Origin of the sequence: Pseudoxanthomonas sp. PXM04, assembly GCF_014851695.1 — a bacterium.
GTDB classification, from domain to species: Bacteria; Pseudomonadota; Gammaproteobacteria; order Xanthomonadales; family Xanthomonadaceae; genus Pseudoxanthomonas_A; species Pseudoxanthomonas_A beigongshangi.
This window is the reverse complement of the sequence record NZ_JACVAG010000002.1, coordinates 527,513-544,665: the sequence shown is the minus strand read 5'-3', so window position 1 is coordinate 544,665 and position 17,153 is coordinate 527,513. Positions and strand designations below refer to the sequence as shown.

Annotated in this window: 15 protein-coding genes and 1 pseudogene; 12 read left to right on the top strand and 4 right to left on the bottom strand. The window is 67.6% G+C overall.

Annotated features, from left to right (window positions below):
* The 7 genes and pseudogenes from IB228_RS08485 to hemC all read left to right on the top strand — a co-directional run.
* Positions 1 to 281 (top strand): annotated as a pseudogene (locus IB228_RS08485) (hypothetical protein); the annotation flags it as partial.
* A gap of 165 nt (positions 282 to 446) precedes the next feature.
* Complete coding sequence (locus IB228_RS08480; RefSeq protein ID WP_225562326.1) at positions 447 to 1,994, top strand: serine hydrolase domain-containing protein; 1,548 nt, start codon at positions 447 to 449, stop codon at positions 1,992 to 1,994.
* Positions 1,995 to 2,058: 64 nt separating this feature from the next.
* A complete protein-coding gene (locus IB228_RS08475) occupies positions 2,059 to 3,324 on the top strand; it encodes a serine hydrolase domain-containing protein (protein WP_192198086.1) in 1,266 nt (421 codons plus the stop codon).
* 101 nt (positions 3,325 to 3,425) lie between these two features.
* Positions 3,426 to 4,397: an energy transducer TonB gene (locus IB228_RS08470; protein ID WP_192198085.1), complete on the top strand. Its 972-nt coding sequence runs from the start codon at positions 3,426 to 3,428 to the stop codon at positions 4,395 to 4,397.
* A 42-nt stretch (positions 4,398 to 4,439) separates the two neighbouring features.
* Positions 4,440 to 5,123 carry an alpha/beta hydrolase gene (locus IB228_RS08465; protein WP_192198084.1) on the top strand — a complete coding sequence of 228 codons (684 nt, stop codon included), beginning with the start codon at positions 4,440 to 4,442 and terminating at the stop codon, positions 5,121 to 5,123.
* Between the two features lie 110 nt (positions 5,124 to 5,233).
* Complete coding sequence (locus IB228_RS08460; RefSeq protein WP_183639410.1) at positions 5,234 to 5,974, top strand: LytTR family DNA-binding domain-containing protein; 741 nt, start codon at positions 5,234 to 5,236, stop codon at positions 5,972 to 5,974.
* A gap of 69 nt (positions 5,975 to 6,043) precedes the next feature.
* The gene (gene hemC, locus IB228_RS08455; protein WP_183639409.1) at positions 6,044 to 6,967 is read left to right on the top strand and encodes a hydroxymethylbilane synthase; all 924 of its coding nucleotides are present in this window, start codon (positions 6,044 to 6,046) and stop codon (positions 6,965 to 6,967) included.
* Positions 6,968 to 7,290: 323 nt separating this feature from the next.
* Here the strand turns inward: hemC and IB228_RS08450 are convergent, their stop codons facing one another.
* Both IB228_RS08450 and IB228_RS08445 read right to left on the bottom strand, forming a co-directional pair.
* Positions 7,291 to 8,232, bottom strand: a complete 942-nt coding sequence (locus tag IB228_RS08450; RefSeq protein WP_225562325.1) for a DUF481 domain-containing protein — start codon at positions 8,230 to 8,232, stop codon at positions 7,291 to 7,293.
* 223 nt (positions 8,233 to 8,455) lie between these two features.
* Positions 8,456 to 9,094 (bottom strand): hypothetical protein, encoded by a 639-nt coding sequence (locus tag IB228_RS08445; protein WP_192198083.1) that lies wholly within the window; start codon positions 9,092 to 9,094, stop codon positions 8,456 to 8,458.
* A 167-nt stretch (positions 9,095 to 9,261) separates the two neighbouring features.
* Between IB228_RS08445 and IB228_RS19925 the strand changes: the two genes are divergently transcribed.
* Positions 9,262 to 9,393: a hypothetical protein gene (locus IB228_RS19925; RefSeq protein ID WP_255431418.1), complete on the top strand. Its 132-nt coding sequence runs from the start codon at positions 9,262 to 9,264 to the stop codon at positions 9,391 to 9,393.
* Here IB228_RS19925 and IB228_RS08440 read toward each other — a convergent pair.
* On the bottom strand, positions 9,390 to 10,070 hold the full coding sequence (locus IB228_RS08440; protein ID WP_192198082.1) for a hypothetical protein: 681 nt from the start codon (positions 10,068 to 10,070) through the stop codon (positions 9,390 to 9,392). The genes IB228_RS19925 and IB228_RS08440 overlap by 4 nt on opposite strands.
* Before the next feature lie 175 nt (positions 10,071 to 10,245).
* On the opposite strand from IB228_RS08440, the gene IB228_RS08435 reads away from it, so the two are divergent.
* Positions 10,246 to 11,217, top strand: a complete 972-nt coding sequence (locus tag IB228_RS08435) for a YafY family protein (protein WP_183639406.1) — start codon at positions 10,246 to 10,248, stop codon at positions 11,215 to 11,217.
* Positions 11,218 to 11,445: 228 nt separating this feature from the next.
* Here IB228_RS08435 and IB228_RS08430 read toward each other — a convergent pair whose 3' ends face one another.
* Complete coding sequence (locus tag IB228_RS08430) at positions 11,446 to 12,045, bottom strand: lipocalin family protein (RefSeq protein WP_225562324.1); 600 nt, start codon at positions 12,043 to 12,045, stop codon at positions 11,446 to 11,448.
* Positions 12,046 to 12,210: 165 nt separating this feature from the next.
* Between IB228_RS08430 and IB228_RS08425 the strand changes: the two genes are divergently transcribed.
* From IB228_RS08425 to IB228_RS08415, 3 genes are all read left to right on the top strand, one after another.
* Positions 12,211 to 12,534: a hypothetical protein gene (locus IB228_RS08425; RefSeq protein ID WP_192198081.1), complete on the top strand. Its 324-nt coding sequence runs from the start codon at positions 12,211 to 12,213 to the stop codon at positions 12,532 to 12,534.
* Positions 12,535 to 12,635: 101 nt separating this feature from the next.
* Complete coding sequence (locus IB228_RS08420) at positions 12,636 to 14,735, top strand: prolyl oligopeptidase family serine peptidase (protein WP_192198080.1); 2,100 nt, start codon at positions 12,636 to 12,638, stop codon at positions 14,733 to 14,735.
* A gap of 209 nt (positions 14,736 to 14,944) precedes the next feature.
* Entirely contained in the window at positions 14,945 to 17,029 is a 2,085-nt protein-coding gene (locus IB228_RS08415; protein ID WP_192198103.1) for a S9 family peptidase, read from the top strand.
* Positions 17,030 to 17,153 lie beyond the last annotated feature (124 nt).

The following is a 17,153-nucleotide window of genomic DNA, read 5'->3' as shown; positions in this document are numbered from 1 at the left end:
CCTCGGTCCAGCGGGTCACCGACATCATGGCCGAGATTGCCGCCGCTTCGCAGGAGCAGTCCGCCGGCATCGAACAGGTCAACCAGACCATCACCCAGATGGACGAGACCACCCAGCAGAACGCGGCGGTGGTGGAAGAGGTGGCGGCCACGGCTGGCGATCTGCGGCAGCAGGCGCAGGGGCTGGAACAGGCGGTGTCGGTGTTCCGCCTGGCCGGCTCCGCCGATGAAGAGGTACGCCGTTGGGTTACCGAGGCCGGCCGGCGCGTACTCGCGCCCTGATTGGCTGCGACGCTTCCCGCGTTTGCCGCATCCCGGGAAAGGTGGGTCGGACAGAAGGTCCGGCCCGCCTCTTTCTTCGCCCCTGTTTCAACCCTCCGCGCGCACGCGGCATCGAAACAGGACGTCGCCCGCCGGATGCGGAGCGCAAAAAAGGACCGGAAGCGCATGAAAACCCTGCCGTTGCTGTTCGCCGCCCTGATGAACCTGTGGCAGATATCGACCGGTTCATTGCAGTTGCCGGCCACCGGCGGCGGTGGCGACAGGCCGGCCAGTGCCGCGGCTCCGGCGCAGGCGCCGGCCGGGCTCGACGACTACCTGCGGACGAAAATGCAGAACCGGCGCATCCCCGGCATGCAGGTGGCGGTGATCCGCGACGGTCGCATCGTTTTTTCCCGCAGCTACGGCAAGGCCAACCTGCAGGACGACGTGGCGGTGACGCCGGACACGGTGTTCTCGATCAACTCGGCCACCAAGACCTTCACCGGCGTGGCGATCCTGCAACTGGCGCAGGCCGGCAAGCTGTCGCTGGACGATCCGGTGCCGCGCCACCTGGCGGATCTGCCGCGCGAGTGGCAGGCGATCACGGTGCGGCAACTGCTCAACCACACGTCCGGCCTGCCCGACATCCTGGTGCCGCCGCGCGCGCAGGGTACCGGCTCGCTGGTGGGCGAAGGCGGCGAGGAATCGGCCTGGGAGACGGTACGCACACTGCCGATGGCATTCCCCACCGGCAGCGCCTATCGCTACAACCAGACCAACTATGTCCTGCTGGGCCGGATCATCGATTCGCTGGGCGGTGTTCCGTTCACCCGCTTCATCGCCGAACGCCAGTTCGCGCCGGCCGGCATGCGCCACGCCGGCTTCGGCGACTCGCGCGACGTCACGCCGCGTCGCGCGCAGCCCTACCGTTATCCGGGCGGCGCCACCTCGCCGGCCGCCGGCGCGTTGCAGCATGCGTTCGACGAGTTCCCGGCCATGCTGCGCACCGGTGCCGGCATCAACGCCAGCGCCGAGGACGTCGCGCATTGGCTGATCGCCCTGCAGGACGGCCGCCTGCTCGACCGCGAACACCTGCGTGAGCTGTGGGCGCCGGGCCGGTTCAACGATGGCCGGCTCACGTCGTGGGCATCGGGCTGGCCGCTGATCGACCGCGAGGACCATCCGGCGGTGGCGGGCATCGGTGGCCGCCGGTCGGCGTTCTTCGTCTATCCGCGGGATGGGCTGTCGGTGGTGGTGCTGACCAATCTGGCCGGGGCCAACCCGGAGGAATTCATCGACGAGATCGCCGGGTTCTACCTGCCGGATTTCAGCGTGGCCAACGGCGGCGGACTGCCGCGCAACGTCAAGGCGCTGCGGCGTGGCCTGATCGCGCGCGGCTGGGACCAGGGCGTCTCCATCGTCGCCGGGCTCAAGCGGCAGGATCCGGACTTCGAACTGCGCGAGGACGATCTCAATGCCTGGGGCTACCGGCTGGTGACCGACGGTCAGCGCAGGGAAGGCATCGAGGTGCTGAAACTCAACACCGTGCTGTACCCGAAAAGCGGCAACACCTTCGATTCGCTGGCCGAGGCCTATGCGATCACCGGCGATCGCGAGGCGGCGATCCGCAACTACCGCCTTTCGCTGGAACGCGATCCGGCCAACCGCAACGCGGTGGAGCAACTGCGCGCGCTGGGCGCGCCGCCGCCGGCCGGGACGCGCGCCACGCACTGAATCCGCTTGCCCGGCGGTGCGGACTGATATCCAATCGGTCCCTTGACCACGGGGAGCGATGCAGATGCGCGAAGGTGCTGCCGGCCGGATGGGCCGGCGTGGTTTCCTGGTGGCCGCTTCGGCCTGCGCGGCGATGGCGGCACTGCGATCGCCTCCGCTGCGCGCGGCGGACGCGGCCCGTTACGACCATCCGTGGATTCCCTCCGATGCCTTCCTCGCCGATCTGCCCGAATGGATGCGCGCGTTCGGCGTGCCCGGCGTGGGCATCGCGGTGGTCGAGGAGGGCGAGTTGGTCTGGCACCGCGCGTTCGGCGTGGCCGATGTGGACAGCGGCACCGCGGTGGACGCGGACAGCGTGTTCGAATGCGCCTCGCTGAGCAAACCGGTATTTGCCTACGTGGCGCTGCAATTGGTCGATGCGGGCGTGCTGCAACTCGACCGGACCCTGGCGCATTACCATCGCCCCGACTACCTGGCCAAGGATGATTCGCGCCTGGATCGGATCACCGTGCGCGACGTCCTGCGCCACAGCAGCGGCCTGCCGAACTGGCGCGAACATCCGGATCGCGAACCGTTGCGCACGCTGGCCGAACCCGGCAAGGGCGTGAACTATTCGGGCGAGGCCTTCTTCTGGCTGCAACGGGTGGCCGAGACGGTGACCGGCGAAAGCCTGGACCGGCTGGCGCGGCGCCACCTGTTCGAACCGGCCGGCATGCGCGACAGCACCTATACCTGGAACGCGCATGCGGCGCGGCACTCGGTGATGGGCCAGCCAGCGCCTGGCGCGACACCGGTCGTGCAGACCTTCCGTAGCCAATGGTCGCTGCTGCAACCCATCGCCGAAGCGCAGGGCAAGCCGTTGCCCGAATGGGTCTGGGACGATGCGGTGCGCGCGTTGCCGCGGGCGCAGGCCGCCGCGCCCACGGGCATGTTCATCTGGCCCGGCGATCTGCTCGCCAACGCCGCCGCCAGCCTGCGTGGGCCGGTGCAGGACTATGCGCGTTTCATCGCCCATGTGATGCGTCCGGATGCGGGCCCGCCGCGTGCAATCACTGAAACCACGCGGCAGGCGATGCTGGCGCCGCAGATGCCGCTGCGCGCCGGCTGGCTGGACAAGGGACTGGGCTGGAATCTGGAACGCATCGACGGCGATGCCCGTTGGTTCTTCCACGGCGGCGCCAACGCGGGTCGCTACAAGACCTTCACCGTCGGAGATCCGCAGCGACGGCGCGGACTGGTGGTGATGACGAATGGCGGCGGCGGCACGGGCGTCTACCAGCGCATCGTGCGCGCGGCCACCGGGCGGGACATGCTCGCCTTCGATCTGTGATCGCCGGAGCGATGCGCCGGAACCGCGCCGGATCATCGCTTTGACGCGGTTCCGTCATCCAGGCCGCGTACTCTGCCGCCCGCTCAGGGGGCAGTCTCACGATGAAATCACGCGGTTACCGAATCCTTCCCGTTCTGTTGGCGCTCGGCGCCTGCCAGCCCACGCCGCCCGTGGCCGCGCCCGATGCCCAGGCATCGGCGATCGTGCCCACGGCCGCGCAGCCGGCGGTGTCGCCGGACGGCGTCATCGACAACAGCGAACTGCAGCGCCTGGCCAGCCAGGCGCTACAGGCGAACCGCCTGTACGCGCCGGCCGGCGACAACGCGGTGGAGTTCTACCTGGCGGCGCGCGTGCGGCGTCCCGATGACGCCGCCATCCTTGCCGCGCTGACCGAAATCCAGCCGTACCTGCTGATCGCCACCGAACAGGCGTTGGAGCGTCGCGACGGCGCCGAGGCCGCGCGCCTGTTCGAACTGTTGCGCCGGCTGGATCCGCAGGCGCCGGCCTTGCCGCGTCTGCAGGCCGGCTTGACGGCGCTGCCGGCGGCGCCGGAACCCGCGCAGGCCACCGCGGACACGCAAGCGCGCCTCCCGCCGCAGGACGTCTCGCCGCAGGCCGGCCGATCGCAGGGCCCTGCGCCGACCTCCGCGCCCGTCGCGTCCGCACCGGCGCAGGTGCCTCGCCCGACCGCATCGGAAACCCCCAACGCCGCGATGGCTTCGCCGCCGCCGGCGCCGGCGCTTCCCCCGCCGGAGCCCGCGCGCGCGGTGGTGGCGAGCCCGGTAGCCGCGCCCGCGCGCATGGCCACAACCTCCTCCTCGCCGCGCCTGCTGCAGGACGCGCAGCCGCGTTATCCGTTGCCGGCACTGCGCAATCGCGTGGAGGGCGAGGTGGAACTGGCGTTCGTGATCCGTCCCGACGGCAGCGTCGGCGACGTGCGCCTGACCGCGGCACGGCCGCAGGGCGTGTTCGACGCGGCCGCCGTCGCGGTGGCCTCGCGCTGGCGTTTCGAGGCGACAGGACGCACGCAGTCGTGGCAGCGCACCGTGCGGTTCCGCCTGCCGCCGCAGTAACCGGCGCTGGCACCCGTCGTTCGCTGCGGCGACAATGACGGCATGAACGACACCACCACCGAACTGCTGGAAACCGTCGAACAGGAAACCGGCGCCGCGCCGGCCTGGTCCGTGCTGTGGCTGCATGGCCTGGGCGCCGATGGCCATGATTTCGCGCCGCTCGTGCCGGAACTGGTACGCCCGGGTTGGCCCGCGCTGCGCTTCGTGTTCCCGCACGCGCCGGTGCGCGCGGTGACCATCAACAACGGCGTGCGCATGCGCGCCTGGTACGACATCGTCGGCATGGACTTCGCCACCCGTGCCGAGGCCGATGGCATCGAAGCCTCGATCGTCCAGGTCGAGGCCCTGATCGCGCGCGAACTGGCCCGTGGCATCGCCCCGGAACGCCTGCTGCTGGCCGGCTTCTCGCAAGGTGGCGCGATCGCCCTGTCGGCCGCGCTGCGCCGCGGCCAGCCGCTGGCCGGCGTGATCGCCCTGTCCACCTACCTGCCCGGCATCGACCAGGCCCACCGCCATCTCGACGCGGCCGCGACGTGCCAACCGGTATTCATGGCGCACGGCATCGGCGACCCGGTAATCCCGCTCATCCATGCCGAACGCAGCGCGCAGGCCCTGCAGGCCATGGGATTCGCCGTGGACTGGCACCGCTATCCGATGGCCCACCAGGTCTGCGCCGAGGAAATCCGCGATCTCGGTGACTGGATGTCGCGCGTTTTCGCGTTGTAGGGAGAAATCCGCGAGAAATCGCGATTCTTCGCCATGGATGACGTCCGCAACGACGGGGGCTACCATCGGCGAGGACGTCCCTGGCGTTCGAACGTGAGGAAGCCCGTGCCGTGAAGGTGGTCATTGCCGACGACGAACCGCTGGCCCGCGAGCGCCTGCGCGCACTGCTGGCCGAACAGCCCGGCGTGGAAGTGGTGGCCGAGGCCGAGAACGGCGTGGGCGCCTTGCAGGCCTGCGCCGAGCACAAGCCGGACGTGGTGCTGCTGGACATCGCCATGCCCGGTGTCGACGGACTGGAAACCGCGCGCCATCTGGCTGCCTTCGATCCGCGCCCGGCGGTGGTGTTCTGCACCGCCTACGACGCGCATGCGCTATCCGCCTTCGAGGCCGCGGCAATCGATTACCTGATGAAGCCGATCCGGGCCGAACGTCTGGCGGCGGCGCTGGAGCGCGCGCGCATGTTCATCGCCGGCCGCGCCAACGGCGGCGGCGCGCAGGATCCCGGTCCGGCGCGCCAGGTCCGTACCCATCTGTGCGCGCGGATGCGCGGCAGCCTGCGGCTGATTCCGATCGAGGAAGTGCATTACCTCCAGGCCGAGGAGAAGTACGTGGTGGTCCACCACGCCCGCGGCGAGGATCTGATCGAGGAATCGCTGAAGTCGCTGGAAGAGGAATTCAACGGCCGCTTCGTGCGCATCCACCGCAACTGCCTGGTGGCGCGGCACGAACTGGTCGAACTCAAGCGCGCCGGCGACGGCCATGTCCAGGCCATCCTGCGCCACGGCAAGGCCCCGCTGGAAGTCAGCCGCCGCTGCGTGGCCGGCCTGCGCGAGACGGTCAAGCATCTCTGACGCCGCCTTCGGGGCGCCGGTTGCCCGATGGACCGTGCCCACCGGCGCGGTGTGCGGGATAATGCGCCGATGAAACTCCGCATCGCCACCCGCAAGAGCCCGCTCGCCCTCTGGCAGAGCGAACACGTCGCCGAACGCCTGCGCGCCGCCCATCCGGACCTGGAAGTGGAACTGGTGCCGATGAGCACCCGTGGCGACGAGGTGCTGGATCGCTCGCTGGCGGCGATCGGCGGCAAGGGCCTGTTCCTCAAGGAACTGGAACTGGCGATGCTGCGCGGCGAAGCCGATTGCGCGGTGCATTCGCTCAAGGACGTGCCGATGGAACTGGAGCCGCCGTTCGCGCTGGCCGCGATCCTGGCGCGCGCCGATGCCGCCGACGCCTTCGTTTCCAACCGCTATGCGGATCTGGACGCGTTGCCGCAGGGCGCGATCGTGGGCACGTCCTCGCTGCGCCGGCAGGCGCAGCTGCGCGCGCGCCGGCCGGATCTGCAACTGCGGGACCTGCGCGGCAACGTCAACACCCGCCTGGCGAAACTGGATGCGGGCGAGTACGACGCGATCGTGCTGGCCTGCGCCGGCCTGCAGCGGCTGGGCTTCGACGCGCGCATCCGCGCGCGCCTGCTGCCGCCGGCGTGGTTGCCGGCACCGGCACAGGGCGCGGTCGCGGTGGAATGCCGCGACGACGACGCGGCGACGATGGCACTGTTCGCCGCGCTGGACGATGCCGATACCCGTTGTTGCGTGGAAGCCGAGCGGGCGATGAACCGCGCGTTGCATGGCAGTTGCCATGTGCCGGTGGCGGCCTTCGCGGCCCTCTCGGCCGACGGCGCCGAACTGCATCTGCATGGCCTGGTGGGATCGGCGGTGGATGGCCGCGCGGTGCGTGCCGACGGCACCGGCGCGTCGCGGTTTCCGGAAGAACTGGGCAAGGCGGTTGCCGCGCGGTTGCTGGCGGATGGCGCCGGCGATCTGCTGGATGCTGCGCTGGCCTGAAAAGCAAATCCCCCTCAGTCCCCCTTTTGCAAGCGCTCCTCAACAGCCGAATGGCTGGTCAAGGGGGAGGTAAAAGCCGTTAGCCCCCTTGGAAAAAGGGGGCGGGCGCCCGCGCCAGCGGGTGACGGGGGATTTGCCTGCTGGAGTGGGGAAGGCAAGTTCACCCGCTCGCCTTTTTTGCTTCTCAGCAGCCGGATGGCGGGGCGAGAAGAGATACAAAGGCGGCTACCGATCGTACCGATAGACCTGGCATGGAAAAAGCAGGCCCCGTCGACACCGCGATTGGCGAAGCAGGGTATCCGGACAGCGGAGCAAGCTCCGCTCTACTTGAACTTGTAGACCACGTTCATGGTGGTCAGGGTGTCGGTGCGCTTGAGGTTCTCGGCGGCGTCGCTGTTGTGGCGTGCCTGCCAGCCGGCCTTCAGTGCCAGGTGCGAGTTCATCGTCACCGACAGGCCGAGATCGTTCTGGGCGAAGGTGTTGTACTCGCCGGATTCCACCAGCAGCTTGTTGACCAGTTCGGTGTTCTCGCTCAGCGAAACCCGCAGGTCCACCAGGCCGCGGCCGATCATGCTGGATTCGTTGCGCTCTTCCAGGGTGTCGTAGGCGCGGCGGAAACCCGGGCCGACCTGCAGATCCAGTTGCGCGCGATCGTTGTCGACCACGCGATTGCCGTAGCTGACGCTGACCGAGGTCTGCCGGCTGAAGGTGCCGAAATCATCTTCCTCATGGCGCAGCGAAGTATTGACCGTGCCGCGCGAATCGGTGCGATAGGCGCCGTTGCCGGTGAGCGTGTAGCGGTTGGCGGTGGTGCGGCGATCGCGCTTGATCGTCCCGTCGGGCTGGGTCGACTTGTATTCGGAACTGGCGCGCAGGCCGGACAGGCTGCCGCTGTACTTCCAGGCGCCGCCATCGGCGTAGTTCAGATCCAGGCGCGCATTGAGGCTTTCGGTGGTGCTGTTGCCGTGGGCCGAGGCGAATCCGAGTTCGCCGCCGCCGCTCCATGGGGAACTGGGTTGCAGCGGCTCGGCCGGCGCTTCGGCCATCGGGCGCGGCGGCGGCACCGGCAGCGGCGGTCCCTTGTGGCTGACCGCGAGGGATTCCTTCTGGGTCACCGCGCCACCGGCCTTGGCTTTCGCGCCGGTGGCCTGGGTGCTCGTCTTCAGGTTGTTGACCTGCGGGTCGCTTTCCTGCGCATGCGCAAGCGGCGCGCCGGCCAGGCACAGCAGGGAAAGGGACAGGGCAAGCAGGTTGGGACGGGGCATGAAAGGCCTCGGCGGGCGGGGGACGCGATTCCGGCGTCGTCGCCATGTGAACGTTGAAAACGGTTACAGGATAACAATCCGAACATCCAGCCTCAAGGCAAGTGATTGTTTGGATTCAGATTCGTGACCGATTCTGCCATGCTTTCATTCACATTTGTGGCGTCTGGACGCCCCCGGATCAGGTGCGTTTCACGTTTTCGCACACCGATGTGACGGAGAAGGTTCAGCGCATGCATCGGAATGTGTATTCATCCAGTTCCCAGCCCAGCCGCTCGCGCCCCTGGTCGCTGAGGTCGGTCATCAGGCTGTCCACGTTGTGGCGGATGCGCCGGCAGGGATCGGTGTCGTAGCCGGGGCCGGCGAACAACTCGCCAATGAACTTCACTACCTGCTCCGGGCTGACCGAACGGCTCATCACGAATCGCCCGGGCCGCTCGCCGCCGGGCAGCCGAGCCCGGCGTTGCCGTAGCGGGTCGCTGCCGAAATCCGGCATCGGGTCGCCCACTCGTGCCCAGGCGACGCCCTGTGCCAGGAGATCGGCCGCGCCGCCGGTACCGGTATCCGTATTGGCGGGCAGGGGAATGATGGTGTCGTCGGTCCGGCTCGCGGCCGGACGGGATGGGAGATGGTGAGCGGCCGCCGGAAGCGGGGATCTGGGGGTATCGGATGTTGCCGGTGGGGCGGAGAAGGGAACCGGCGCCGCGATCGGCGATTCACGCGGCCAGAAACGGAGCCGCAGGCGGGACTCGCCATCCGTCATCGCCGCCGGAGCCGGCAGGCGCCAGAGCAGACCGATCACCAACGCGTGCAATGCGACCACGACGAATACGGCGATGCCGTTGTGCTTGAAGCGGTCTGACAACCCTGTCGCTCCCCTTTCCTGACCTTGGAGTGTGGCCGTGCGCGGGTTAAACGGGAGTTAGACGTGGGGGTGTTTCGTTCGATGTGACTTTCGGACCTTTCCGGTCCCCGCACCGCCGCGACAACATGCCGGCGACACGACCTGTCCCGGAAGCGCAGGTATCCGCCATGCCCAGGAAAATCCTCATCGGTCTGTTGCTGGTGGCGCTGGCCTGCGCCATCGCCGGCTCCGGCTACGCGTTCGGCAAGTACCTGGCGCAGCGCGATCACGCGGCCGGCGTATCGGCCGCGACCGTCTAGGGCGACTCGATGGTGATGGTGGGATCGTTGAAGCGCGAATACGCCAGGGTCATCGTGTAGGGACCGCCGTTGGCGGTCTCGCCGCTGTGCTGGAGCTGCAGCGGACGTCCCTCGCGATCGATCCAGTACAGGAACTCGCCGGGCTCGGGTTGGGTATGCCGCACGCGATAACGGCGCGCGCGCTGGCCGGCGAGATCCTCCTCGCCCAGGAACTCGGCCGACAGGCCGCTGCGGTTCTCGCGGATCTTCATCGGATCGCGCCATTGGCTGACGGTGCCTTCGGGAATCGGCACCTTGGTCTGCTGGCCGTGCATTTCCATGTACATGGTGTCGCCGATGATCACCTGGGTACCGACCGGCATGATCATGCGGTAGCGGTCCGGTGCGACGAAGTCCATTTCGTTCTGCATCGGCTGGCTGCCCTCCACGGTCATCACCGCGTGGAAGCTGCGCGCCGCCAGGAATTTCTCCATCGACGCGGTGACCTCGCCCAGCGCATCCACGGCCGGCGCCGCGGGCGCCGGGGCGCGCGCGGCGTCGGGTCCGGGGGCGGGCGTTCCGGTCGCGGCCGGTTCCGGTTGCCGCGAGCACGCCGCGGCCAGGGCCAGGGCAGCCGCCGCCAGCAGCAAGGGAAGGAATCGGGATGGTCGGGGAGGCGACACGCGGCTGGGGAACATGGTGGAACTCCGGGTGTGGGAACGGCGGCCGCTTGGGTCCGTGCGTTGGGGGAGTCCGGGCGGCGCGTTCACGCCCCGGGCCCCAGGCACCGCACGGGCCCAAGCGGCCGGGACCCTATCGATGCCAACGCGAACCGGGCGTCGAAAACGGCCACGGCTCGGCCATAATCATGGCATGGACAAGATCGAACGCATCACCGCCCTGCATCGCATCCTGAAGGCCTCGCGCTATCCGGTCACGGTCAAGCGCCTGCAGGAGGAACTCGGTTGTTCGCGCGCCACCGTCTATCGCGATCTGGCCTACCTGCGTGACGCGTTGATGGCGCCCATCGAGGGCGACGGCGAAGCCGGTTTCCGGTACGACGCGGCCGAAGGCGAGCGGTTCGAACTGCCCGGCCTGTGGCTGAGCTCGGAAGAACTGTATGCCCTGCTGGCGGCCCAGCAGCTGCTGGTGCGCACCGGCGGCGGCGTGCTATCCGGCGCGCTGGCGCCGTTGCAGAAGCGCATCGAGGGGCTGCTCGCCGATCACGCGGGCGTGTCCCAGTGGCCGGTGGATCGGGTGCGGGTGATTCCGCATCGCGGACGCCGGCTGGACGAGGCCAGCTTCCGCACCGTCGCCTCGGCCGTGCTGGAGCGCAAGCAGCTCGCGTTCGAGTATCGCGCCCGCTCCACCGACGAGCGCACCCGCCGCACCGTGTCACCGCAGCGCATCACCCACTACCGCGACAACTGGTACCTGGATGCCTGGGACCACGAGCGCAGGGCGCTGCGCAGCTTCGCGGTGGATCGCATCGGCGGCGCGCGCCTGCTGGAAGAGGCGGCGCAGGATCTGGCCAACGACGACCTCAACCAGCACCTGGCGTCCAGCTACGGCATCTTTTCCGGTGAACCGAAGGGATGGGCAACGATCCTGTTCAGCCCCAAGGCCGCGCGTTGGGTCGCCGACGAGCAGTGGCATTCAAAGCAGCAGGGGCGCCACCTTCCCGACGGCCGCTACGAGTTGAAGGTGCCCTACAGCGTTTCCCGCGAATTGCTGATGGACATCCTGCATTACGGCGCGGACGCGGAAATCATCGAACCGTCGGTGCTGCGCGAGCAGGCCAAGTCCCTGCTGGAACTGGCGCTGTCGAATTACGGGAAGCGTTGAGCGGTAGTGTTTCGGTCAGCGGAGCAAGCTCCGCTCTACGGGTACGCTGTATCCCTTATGGGGAGAGAGTGCCCCTTTGACCAGCCACTTCGGCTGTTGAGGAGCGCTTGCTCTTGGCGCTAAAAGCAAATCCCCCTCGGTCCCCCTTTTACAAAGGGGGAGGCAAAGCGCAGCTTGATTCCCGAATCCCGAATCCCGAATCCCGAATCCCGAATCCCGAATCCCGAATCAGGGATTCTTCGGTTCTGCAAACCCCGGTTTGCCCACCTGCGAAGGCAGCTGCGGCTCGCGGACCAACTGGCGTGCGTTGACGCCGTGGTCGCGCATCTTGCGGATGAGCTGCTGGTAGAGCGCGTCGTCCATGTCGGGGGAGCGCGAGAAGATCCAGCCGAGGTCGCGCTCGGGATAGCTGATCAGCGCCCAGGAGTAGTCGGGCGCGACTTCCAGGATGCGGAACTTGGCGGGTACCACGCCGACGAACCACAGGGTCCAGTCGCGGTTGCCGCTGCCACCTTTCACCGACGCGCGCGCTTCGCGAACTTGTTCAGGTTCATCGAAGCCTTCGCGGTGGAGATAGCGCACGCCGATGCGGTCGCCTTCGCGGGCGGTGTACTCGTACCGGCCGGTTACGTGGCCGCGTTCGGCGAAATAGGGAATGTGCGCGGTCACGTACCAGGTGCCCATGAACCGCGGCAGGTCGATGTCCGTCGCCTGCACCGGTGCCTCCAGGCCCATCGATCGGGTCTCGCTCTGGCTGGCACAGGCGGTCACCGCGGCAATCAGGGCGCACGTCAGGACGGCGCGAAGACGGCACAGCGATGGGGACATGCGGGACTCCTGGGTGATGGATCGTCACAACCCGCCGCCGGAACGGTGGGCAGGGCGAATATCGCATATCGGCATGAAGGCGAGAATCTCTGAACGGATACATCGCGTCGCAATCCGTGAGAAGGCGGCGCGGCAGGCTGGAGCCCTGTCCATCGGAGCCCTGCCATGCGCGACTTTGCCCACTCGATTTCCGCCGACGTCCGTCCCTCCCGCGCGCCGGACCCGCAGCTCGAAAGGTTGTTGCGCCGCGTGGTTGCGATCGGCCTGGCGCTGGTGCTGCTGTTCCCGCTGGCCCGCGGGCAGATTCCCTGGCTGGGATGGGCGCCGCTGTGGCTGGTCGGCATGCCGCTGGCGGCCTGGTGGGCGCTGCACCGCTTCCGCCTGCCGCAATGGCCGATGCGCCGCGACGCGGCCGGACGCCGGCGGAACCGTCCGCAGGCCCGGCGCCGGGCGCGGATGCCGCGTACCGCCGGGTTGCGGGCGGCCTGAGCCGTCCGTGGGCCTGACGCGCACTGACGTTCGACAGGGGAGGGCGGCCACGGACTTGTGCTAGCGTGAAGGAATTGTCTTCGCAATCCGGAGTTTCCTTCATGTCCAAGCTTGTCCATGCCTGCCTGGCGGCAGGCCTCGCCGCCGCTGCCGTCAGTGGCCACGCCCAGGAGCAGAACAACGTGGCCAACGACCCCTACGCATGGCTGGAAGAGGTGGAAGGCCAGAAACAGCTGGACTGGGTGCGGGCGCAGAACGCGAAGGCCGAGGCTGAAATCGCTTCCACGCCGGAGTTCAAGCAACTGGAAGCCAGCATCCTGGCCATCCTGGATTCGGACGCCAAGATTCCGGGCGTGCAGAAGATTGGCCCGTACTACTACAACTTCTGGAAGGACAAGCAGCACGAGCGCGGCCTGTGGCGCCGTACCACCCTGGAGGAGTACCGCAAGCCGCAGCCGCAGTGGGAAACCGTGCTGGACCTGGACGCGCTGAACAAGGCCGAGGGCAAGAACTGGGTCTGGCACGGCGCCGACTGTCGCAAGCCCGACTACACCCGCTGCCTCATTGCGCTCTCGCGCGGCGGCGCCGACGCCGACGAGACCCGCGAATTCGACCTGAACACCAAGACCTTCCTCAAGGACGGCTTCTACCGTCCGGAAGCCAAGGGCGGCCTGGGCTGGAAGGATGCCGACACCGTCTATGTCTTCACCGATTTCGGCGACGGCAGCATGACCACCTCCGGCTATCCGCGCATCGTCAAGGAATGGAAGCGCGGCACCCCGCTGTCGGCCGCCACCGTCGTCTACGAAGGCAAGCCGGACGACATGTACATCGCCGCCTTCCATGACGACACCCCGGGCTTCCAGCGCGACTTCGTCAGCCGCACACTGGCCTTCTACAACGACGAACTGTTCCTGCGCGGCGCCGACGGCAAGCTGGTCAAGATCGACGTGCCCAATTCGGTCAGCAAGGGCGCCTTCCGCGAATGGCTGACCCTGGAACTGCGCGAACCGTGGACCGTCGGTGGCAAGACCTACAAGGCCGGCTCGCTGCTGGTCGCCAAGCTCGACGACTTCATGGCCGGCAAGCGCGAGTTCGACGTGCTGTTCGAGCCGACCGACCGCACCTCGCTGGCCAGCTTCACCTTCACCCGCCACCACCTGGTGCTCAACGTCCTGGAGGACGTCAAGAACAAGCTCAGCGTGCTGACTCCCGGCGAAGGCGGCTGGAAGAAGAGCGAATTCGTCGGCGCACCCGCGTTCGGCACCCTCGGCGTCAGCGCGGTCGATTCGGATGAAAGCGACGCGGTCTGGCTGACCGCCACCGACTACCTGACCCCGACCACCCTGTCGCTGGCCGACATCGGCAAGCAGCCGGAACAGCTGAAGACGATGCCGACCTTCTTCGATGCCTCGAAGGACGTCATCGAGCAGCATTTCGCCACCTCCAAGGACGGCACCAAGGTGCCCTACTTCGTGGTGCGTCCGAAGGACCTGAAGCTGGACGGCAACACCCCGACCCTGCTGTACGGCTACGGCGGCTTCGAGGTCTCGCTGACCCCGGCCTACTCCGGCGCGGTCGGCAAGGGCTGGCTGGAGAAGGGGGGCGTGTACGTGGTCGCCAACATCCGCGGCGGCGGCGAGTACGGTCCGCGCTGGCACCAGGCCGCGCTGAAGGCCAACCGCCACAAGGCCTACGAGGACTTCGCCGCGGTCGCGCAGGATCTGGTCGCGCGCAAGATCACCACCGCCAGCCGCCTGGGCACCCAGGGCGGCAGCAACGGCGGCCTGTTGATGGGCAACATGCTGACCCAGTACCCGGAACTGTTCGGCGCGATCGTCGTGCAGGTGCCGCTGCTGGACATGAAGCGCTACAGCCACCTGCTGGCCGGCGCGTCGTGGATGGCCGAGTACGGCAATCCCGACACCGCCGACTGGGACTACATCAAGACCTTCTCGCCGTACCACCTGTTCGATCCGGCCAAGACCTATCCGGCGACCCTGTTCACCACCTCCACCCGCGATGACCGCGTCCACCCCGGCCACGCGCGCAAGATGATGGCCAAGATGCTGGAAGCCAACAAGGACGTGCGCTACTACGAGAACATCGAAGGTGGCCACGGTGGCGCGGCCAACAATGCCCAGGCCGCGCACATGAGTGCGCTGGCCTACACCTTCCTGTGGCAGCAACTGGCCAAGTAACCGCAAGCGCGTGAATGCCTTCCCCGTTCGCAGGGAAGGCGAACAGCTCCCTTCCCCCGCGAGCGGGGGAAGGTGCCCGAAGGGCGGATGGGGGCAAGCCCGGAAACCGCGCCACAGGCGCCCGCCAGCCCCAGCCCTCCCACCATTGCATCCCGCCGGAACGGACCCCATCCATGAAACCGACTTCCTTCCTGTTCGCGACCGTACTGATGACCGCTCCCTTCGCTTCCGCCGCCGCCGACCTCACGCCGCCCGATGCCGCCAGGAAGCCGCACGTGGTCAAGGCGCCGTTCGGCGCCGAGCGCAATGACGAGTACTACTGGCTGCGCGACGACGATCGCAAGAACCCGGAAATGCTGGCCTACCTCAAGGCCGAGAACGCCTACGCCGACGCGCTGATGGCGCCGCTCAAGCCGTTGCAGGACGCCATCTACAAGGAGATCGTCGGCCGCATCAAGCAGGATGACAGCAGCGTGCCCTACCGCGAGCGCGGCTACTGGTACTACACCCGTTTCGAGACCGGCAAGGACTATCCCGTCCATGCCCGTCGCAAGGGCAACATGGAAGCGGCCGAGGAAGTGCTGCTGGACGTCAACGCGCTGGCCGAAGGCAAGGGTTACTACAGCGTGGGCGACTACGAGGTCACCCAGGACAACGGCATCCTCGCCTACGCCGAGGATGCGGTCGGCCGCCGCCAGTACGTCATCAGGTTCAAGAACCTGGCCACCGGCGAGTTGTACCCGGATCAAATCACCGGCGTCTCGCCCAACCTGGTCTGGGCCGACGACAACAAGACGCTGTTCTATGTCGAGAACGACCCGGAGACCCTGCTGACCGTGCGGGTGAAGAAGCACGTGCTCGGCACGCCGGCCTCGCAGGACGTGCTGGTCTACGAGGAGAAGGACGACAGTTTCTACATGGGCATCGGCCGTACCCGCGACGACAAGTTCATCTGCATCGGCGTGGAAAGCACGGTGTCCTCCGAATCGCGCTGCGCGCCGGCCGCCAACCCGGCCGAGTTCACCGTGCTGGCGCCGCGCGAGCGCGACGTCGAGTACAGCGCCGACCACCTGGATGGCCGCTGGGTCATCCGCACCAACTGGAAGGCGCAGAACTTCAAGATCATGACCGCGCCCGACGGCGCCACTTCCCGCGAGCAGTGGAAGGAGTGGGTGCCGCACAGCGACAAGGTCTACATCGAGGGCTTCGAACTGTTCGACGGCTTCACCGCCATCAGCGAGCGTTCCGAGGGTCTGGAGCGGATCCGCCTGCTGCGTGCCGACGGCAAGGAGGAGTACGTGAAGGCCGACGAGCCGGCTTATTCGATGGGCCTGGACGTCAACTCCGAACACGACACCGACTGGCTGCGCTACAGCTACACGTCGATGACCACGCCGGCCACGACCTATGAGTTGAACACGAAGACCGGCGAGCGCCGCCAGCTCAAGCAGCAGCCGGTGATCGGCTACGACGCGTCCAAATACACCACCGAACGCGTATGGGTCGAGGCCCGCGACGGCACCAAGGTGCCGGTGTCGCTGGTGTACAGGAACGGCTTCAGGAAGGACGGCACCGCCGCCCTGCTGCAGTACGGGTACGGCAGCTATGGCGCCTCGATGGATCCGGGTTTCAGCGGCCCGGTGGTCAGCCTGCTGGATCGCGGCATGGTGTATGCCATCGCCCACATCCGCGGTGGCCAGGAAATGGGCCGCGCGTGGTACGACAACGGCAAGCTGCTGCACAAGAAAAACACCTTCAACGACTTCGTCGACGTCACCGACGCGCTGGTCAAGCAGGGCTACGCGGCCAAGGATCGCGTCGCCGCGATGGGCGGCAGCGCCGGTGGCCTGCTGATGGGCGCGATCACCAACCTGGCGCCGGACAAGTACCGCGCGATCGTCTCGCAGGTGCCGTTCGTGGACGTGGTGACGACCATGCTGGATCCGACCATCCCGCTGACCACCAATGAGTACGACGAGTGGGGCAATCCGGAGAAGAAGGAGTTCTACGACTACATCGTCACCTACTCGCCGTACGACAACCTCAAGTCGCATGCGTATCCGGCGATCTTCGTCGGCACCGGCCTGTGGGACTCGCAGGTGCAGTACTGGGAACCGGCCAAGTACGTTGCCCGCCTGCGCGACGTCAACACCGGCAAGCTGCCCGTGCTGTTCCGCACCAACATGGAAGCCGGCCACGGCGGCAAGTCCGGCCGCTTCCGCCGCTACCAGGAAATGTCGGAGTACTACGCGTTCGTGCTGGATCAGCTGGGTGCCGATACGACGGCCAAGTAATCCGCCTGCACGTCATCGCGGTGCTTGTAGAAGAGCCGGGCCATGCCCGGCTCTTTTTTTGCACCTGGCTCATGGAGTGATTTTCCTTATCGAGCGCCCCCATCCCGGCCTTCCCCCGTAAACG

Coding starts and splice junctions, on each gene's coding strand:
- IB228_RS08475 (WP_192198086.1), top strand. CDS start 2,059: ATGCGCGAAGGTGCTGCCGGCCGGATGGGCCGGCGTGGTTTCCTGGTG.
- IB228_RS08450 (WP_225562325.1), bottom strand. CDS start 8,232: ATGCCCCGTCCCAACCTGCTTGCCCTGTCCCTTTCCCTGCTGTGCCTG.
- IB228_RS08470 (WP_192198085.1), top strand. CDS start 3,426: ATGAAATCACGCGGTTACCGAATCCTTCCCGTTCTGTTGGCGCTCGGC.
- IB228_RS08465 (WP_192198084.1), top strand. CDS start 4,440: ATGAACGACACCACCACCGAACTGCTGGAAACCGTCGAACAGGAAACC.
- IB228_RS08480 (WP_225562326.1), top strand. CDS start 447: ATGAAAACCCTGCCGTTGCTGTTCGCCGCCCTGATGAACCTGTGGCAG.
- hemC (WP_183639409.1), top strand. CDS start 6,044: ATGAAACTCCGCATCGCCACCCGCAAGAGCCCGCTCGCCCTCTGGCAG.
- IB228_RS08415 (WP_192198103.1), top strand. CDS start 14,945: ATGACCGCTCCCTTCGCTTCCGCCGCCGCCGACCTCACGCCGCCCGAT.
- IB228_RS08440 (WP_192198082.1), bottom strand. CDS start 10,070: ATGTTCCCCAGCCGCGTGTCGCCTCCCCGACCATCCCGATTCCTTCCC.
- IB228_RS08435 (WP_183639406.1), top strand. CDS start 10,246: ATGGACAAGATCGAACGCATCACCGCCCTGCATCGCATCCTGAAGGCC.
- IB228_RS08420 (WP_192198080.1), top strand. CDS start 12,636: ATGTCCAAGCTTGTCCATGCCTGCCTGGCGGCAGGCCTCGCCGCCGCT.
- IB228_RS08425 (WP_192198081.1), top strand. CDS start 12,211: ATGCGCGACTTTGCCCACTCGATTTCCGCCGACGTCCGTCCCTCCCGC.
- IB228_RS08430 (WP_225562324.1), bottom strand. CDS start 12,045: ATGTCCCCATCGCTGTGCCGTCTTCGCGCCGTCCTGACGTGCGCCCTG.
- IB228_RS19925 (WP_255431418.1), top strand. CDS start 9,262: ATGCCCAGGAAAATCCTCATCGGTCTGTTGCTGGTGGCGCTGGCCTGC.